Origin of the sequence: Siphonobacter sp. BAB-5405 (genome assembly GCF_002872335.1) — a bacterium.
Lineage (GTDB): Bacteria > Bacteroidota > Bacteroidia > Cytophagales > Spirosomataceae > Siphonobacter.
Map to the genome: position 1 here is coordinate 1 of NZ_NJAG01000076.1, position 4,291 is coordinate 4,291.

The window sequence follows — 4,291 nt, forward strand, 5'->3', positions numbered from 1 at the left end:
TTGGAGAACCGGGTCAAAACCGGGTAGCAATCTTATTTAACGACATTTTAATGCGGAAGCAGGCCGAAGAAGCTCTACGCGATAGTCAACAACGCTACCACTCACTGCTAGCGAATCTTCCCGATTACGCCATCTACCGGTTGGACGCCAACGGCACCATTACCGAATGGAACGAGGGAGCCCTGCGTATGAAGGGCTACTCCGCCGAAGAAGCCGTGGGGCAACCAGCCTTTCTTTGCTATACGCTGGAAGACCGGGCAGCGGGTGAAGCCGAGCAAGAACTCTTAAAGGCCGCTCAGACGGGCCGTGTAGAAAAAGAAGCTATTCGCTTACGCAAAACAGGTGAACGCTTCTGGGTCAACGAAATCACCACGGCTATTCACGATGCTCAGGGGCAGCTTGTTGGCTTCACTAAAATCAGCCGGGACATTACCCGTCGCAAGCAGGCTCAGGCGTTGCGGCGGCAATTAGAACAGCGAACGCGTTTAGCGGTGGAGGCAGCCGAGATGGCCACCTGGGAATGGCATCTGGTTACGGATGAAGTCTACTGGAACGAGCAGCATTTTAAGCTTCTGGGAATGCCTGTGGAGCCGCATCCGCAGCGATCTCAGGCCTTTGTCAGCCGAATTCATCCCCAGGATCGGGACTGGGTAGTAAACGAATTAACGAGGGCCATTGACGAGCAAAGTCTGTTTGATACCGAGTTTCGTATCATTCGTGACGACCAAGTCACTCGCTGGATGAGTGGGTATGGACGCGTGACTGGGGAAGAAGACGGCAGGCCGGCCCAAATGAGTGGCATCATGTTCGATATCACCGATCGTAAAACCGCTGAAGAAGCCTTGCGAGCCAGTGAAGAACGGATGAATAAGCTAATTTCACTCATGCCGGCGGGGCTTTATACCTGTGATGTCAAGGGAAGGATTACCTATTTCAACCGCCGGGCTGTCGAGCTCTGGGGCCGAAAGCCCAGGTTTGAGGATACGCAGGATCGATTCTGCGGAGCCTTCCGCTTGTGGCAGCCGGATGGCTCACCTTTGGTGCACGTCAAATCAGCCATGGCCGATGCAGTCCAGAAAGGAATCTCGTTTAGAGATCTGGAAGTGCGGGTGGAACAACCCAATGGCAATCGCCTGACTGCTTACGTAAACATCGACCCCTTGTTTGATGAGGAAGGCAAGCTTATGGGGGCCATCAACGTGTTTATGGACGTGACTAAACAGAAAAAAGCGGAAGAAGGGCTTAGGGAAGCCGATCGACGCAAGAATGAGTTCCTGGCCATGCTGGCTCACGAGCTTCGTAATCCTATGGCTACGCTTGGCAATGGTTTACAGATTCTTTCGCTAACGGCCTCGGCGAATACCCAGGCAAAATCTGTGCTGGAGATGATGTCTCGCCAGACCGAGCATCTAGTACGGATGGTCGATGACCTGTTGGATGTCAGCCGGATTAGTCAGGGTAAAATCGAACTCCGAAAAGCGAGCGTCAACCTGGTGGAGCTTACCCGTCAGGCGATAGAATCTGTACAAGCGTTAGTACAGCAAAAGCAGCAGCAGCTAACCGTCCGTTTACCAGCGACTCCGGTTAAGCTCGAAGGAGATGCCACGCGGCTGGTGCAGATGGTGATGAATCTCTTGACCAATGCCTCTCGCTATACTCACCCAAAGGGCACGCTTCACGTAAGCCTAGAACACCAAGGCCAAAGAGCTCTTTTACGCGTTGAGGATACCGGTATTGGCCTAAGTCCGGATCAGCTGACTTCGATTTTCGAATTGTTTGTGCAAGTCGATAACTCCCTGGCCCGCTCCGAAGGGGGACTGGGTTTAGGACTCACCTTAGTCAAGCAGATTGTAGAACTGCACGGTGGAACCGTAGAGGCCCAGAGTAAGGGCCTAGGTCAGGGTAGTACATTCCTGGTCAGCTTGCCCACCTCAACCGAGGCCAATGGCCATCTATGCTAAAAAAAGAAGCGGAGCGAAGAGCCCTTCGTCTATTAATCGTGGATGATAATCTCGATGCTACCTTCACCTTAAGTATGCTTTTAGAGCTTAAGGGTTATGAGGTACACAGCAGGAATAGTGGTAAAGAAGGAGTATTAGCGGCGGGAAGTCTTAAACCCGACGTTGTTTTGTTAGATATTGGTATGCCGCAGATGAATGGCTATGAAACCTGTCAAGAGATGCGTAAGCAGCCTTGGGGTAAAGATTTATTTATTGTTGCCGTGTCTGGCTATGGACAGCACGAAGACAAACAGAACGCTAAAGCAGTTGGGTTCGATGACCATTTAACGAAGCCGATTGATTTGAATGCACTGCTCCAATTACTCTCAAAGTTAGCTTAATAAAGCGTTTGGATTTAGTTCAGATTCAAAAGATCGGGGATTTCTTGGCATACAAGCGAAAGAATTTAATTTAAAAATGAGCAATAATACTTATTGTACTAAATAGCTATTAGGATGTAAACAACCCTGCCAATATTCATAAATTGATTTCATTTGTTGCTTTAAATCTTCATAGGTGTTTGCTTTTTGATAAAAGCCCTGTACACTTTGAAAATAGGCCTGATTAACAAGAGTAGCATTAGCTGCCGTAGTTAAAAACACGAAGGGAATAGCTTTTTTTCTTAAAAAGTCACTTTCAGCAATGGCTTGATGGAGCTCCAAACCATTCATAATCGGCATATTTACATCACAAAGAATCAAAAACGGTTGTCTTTGTGTCGTGCACAGATAATCTAAAGCTAGCTTTCCATTGTTAAAAAATAGAAGTTCATTTTCGACGCCTAATTCGGTAAACACACTTTTAATTAAGAATTGATCATCTTGATCATCTTCAATGGACACAATGGGGCCTTTAGTCAACATAAGTAAGGTTTTATTTTGGATGCAAAGAAAGCCTATCTTTAGTATTTTGGCCTTATGTATCTTCTCCGCATAGTAAGAAAACGTGCGTAAAGGGAATATATCACCTCATATATGAGGCGGATGAAATAGCTATCTAAGATCATATTATTGCAGGCTTTTATGTATAGACTCCATAAGCTGGCTTAAGCGTGTATCACTACTATCCAGGTAAAGCTTATGTAGATAGTAGTGATAATCAGCCTTTAAAAGAACGCAATCCTGCTGCCCTACCTTTCTTATGAATACAATCCCCAAATCTTCGAGCATAGACATTCTATGCTGAAATTGGTCTAGTAAGAGCGATTTAAAGCGTTGACGGAGGGTACAATAAAGAAGATCTGCGGGTACATAGGAAGTATGGATCAATAGGCCTAAGGTGTAGAAATAGAAAGCCTTATCTAATAGTTTGAATAGCTGTAACTGTTTTGAACCTGATAAATCGTTCATAGGCGTGGTGTTGAAACAAAAACGAAAGTATACTTAAAACTTGTCTAATATTATTTAATTTTCTGATATTCAGATATATACGTAAAGTAGAGCAGTGATTTAACGTTAACTAGTGACTTTATGTAAAATGGGGAACTGGAAATGCTCGGTATAGTTATACCGGGCGTTTTTAATAATTAGGCCGCTAGTAATTGCTGCCAAAAGGCTTGAATAGCCAGGTAACCACTAGGTTTAGTGATAAAGCGGGTAGCTCCTTTGCCATGAGCTTGCGTTTGAAGCTGACTATCTTCACGAGAAGTGAATAAAATGATAGGCAAATTTTCCAGACCGAGGAGTGTCTAAGATGTTCTAGAAAGTCTAATCCGTCCATCCCTGGTAGATCATAGTCGAGTAAGATGAGCTGAGGTTTTATAAAGCAATCTTCTAAATACCGAAGTGCTTCTTCAGCGGAACGAACAAAGTACAACCGGCAGGCCGGGGCCTGCTTCTGATAGGACCATTCTAATAGGGAACAATAATCTTCATTATCTTCAATTACTAGAAATAGAGGAAGTGGTTTACTAGAAAACGGCATTAGGGTGTATAGGGATAACATCATTCTGAAACGAATGATGGTTTAACTCTAAAGAAGTATGCCTCCTAGTGCTTGAATACTTATGTTTCTTTAACACTAGTTAATACTATGTTACAGTTCTTGAGTGGTTGTTTGTAAAATGTTATAAGGGGAAACAACATTATTTAAGAGTTTTTCAATTTTGATCTTCTTGATGATCTGAGTAACCAAAAAGGAGAGTGATAGAATGAACCAAAGCCAATAGTCATATTTTAAAGCCCAATAAAAGAAAGGTAAGCTTAACAATAACCACTCTAACAGAACAGCCTTCAATACACTTAATTGGCTGAATTTGTACAAAATAGCATCTAGTATAAGTACAGAAAGAT

General features: G+C 44.3%; 5 protein-coding genes. 2 read left to right on the forward strand and 3 right to left on the reverse strand.

Annotation, left to right across the window (positions count from 1 at the left end):
• Positions 1 to 1,961 (forward strand): sensor histidine kinase (locus tag BWI97_RS25505; RefSeq protein WP_102203326.1); only part of this gene is annotated, 1,961 nt, incomplete at its 5' end.
• Entirely contained in the window at positions 1,955 to 2,341 is a 387-nt protein-coding gene (locus BWI97_RS25510) for a response regulator (RefSeq protein WP_102203327.1), read from the forward strand. The genes BWI97_RS25505 and BWI97_RS25510, both read left to right, overlap by 7 nt.
• A gap of 90 nt (positions 2,342 to 2,431) precedes the next feature.
• Here BWI97_RS25510 and BWI97_RS25515 read toward each other — a convergent pair whose 3' ends face one another.
• From BWI97_RS25515 to BWI97_RS28680, 3 genes are all read right to left on the reverse strand, one after another.
• Positions 2,432 to 2,863 (reverse strand): response regulator, encoded by a 432-nt coding sequence (locus BWI97_RS25515; protein WP_102203328.1) that lies wholly within the window; start codon positions 2,861 to 2,863, stop codon positions 2,432 to 2,434.
• A gap of 670 nt (positions 2,864 to 3,533) precedes the next feature.
• Positions 3,534 to 3,947, reverse strand: a complete 414-nt coding sequence (locus tag BWI97_RS29365; protein WP_102203330.1) for a response regulator — start codon at positions 3,945 to 3,947, stop codon at positions 3,534 to 3,536.
• Positions 3,948 to 4,034: 87 nt separating this feature from the next.
• Positions 4,035 to 4,291: hypothetical protein (locus BWI97_RS28680; RefSeq protein ID WP_233208045.1), on the reverse strand; the 257-nt coding region annotated here is incomplete at its 5' end.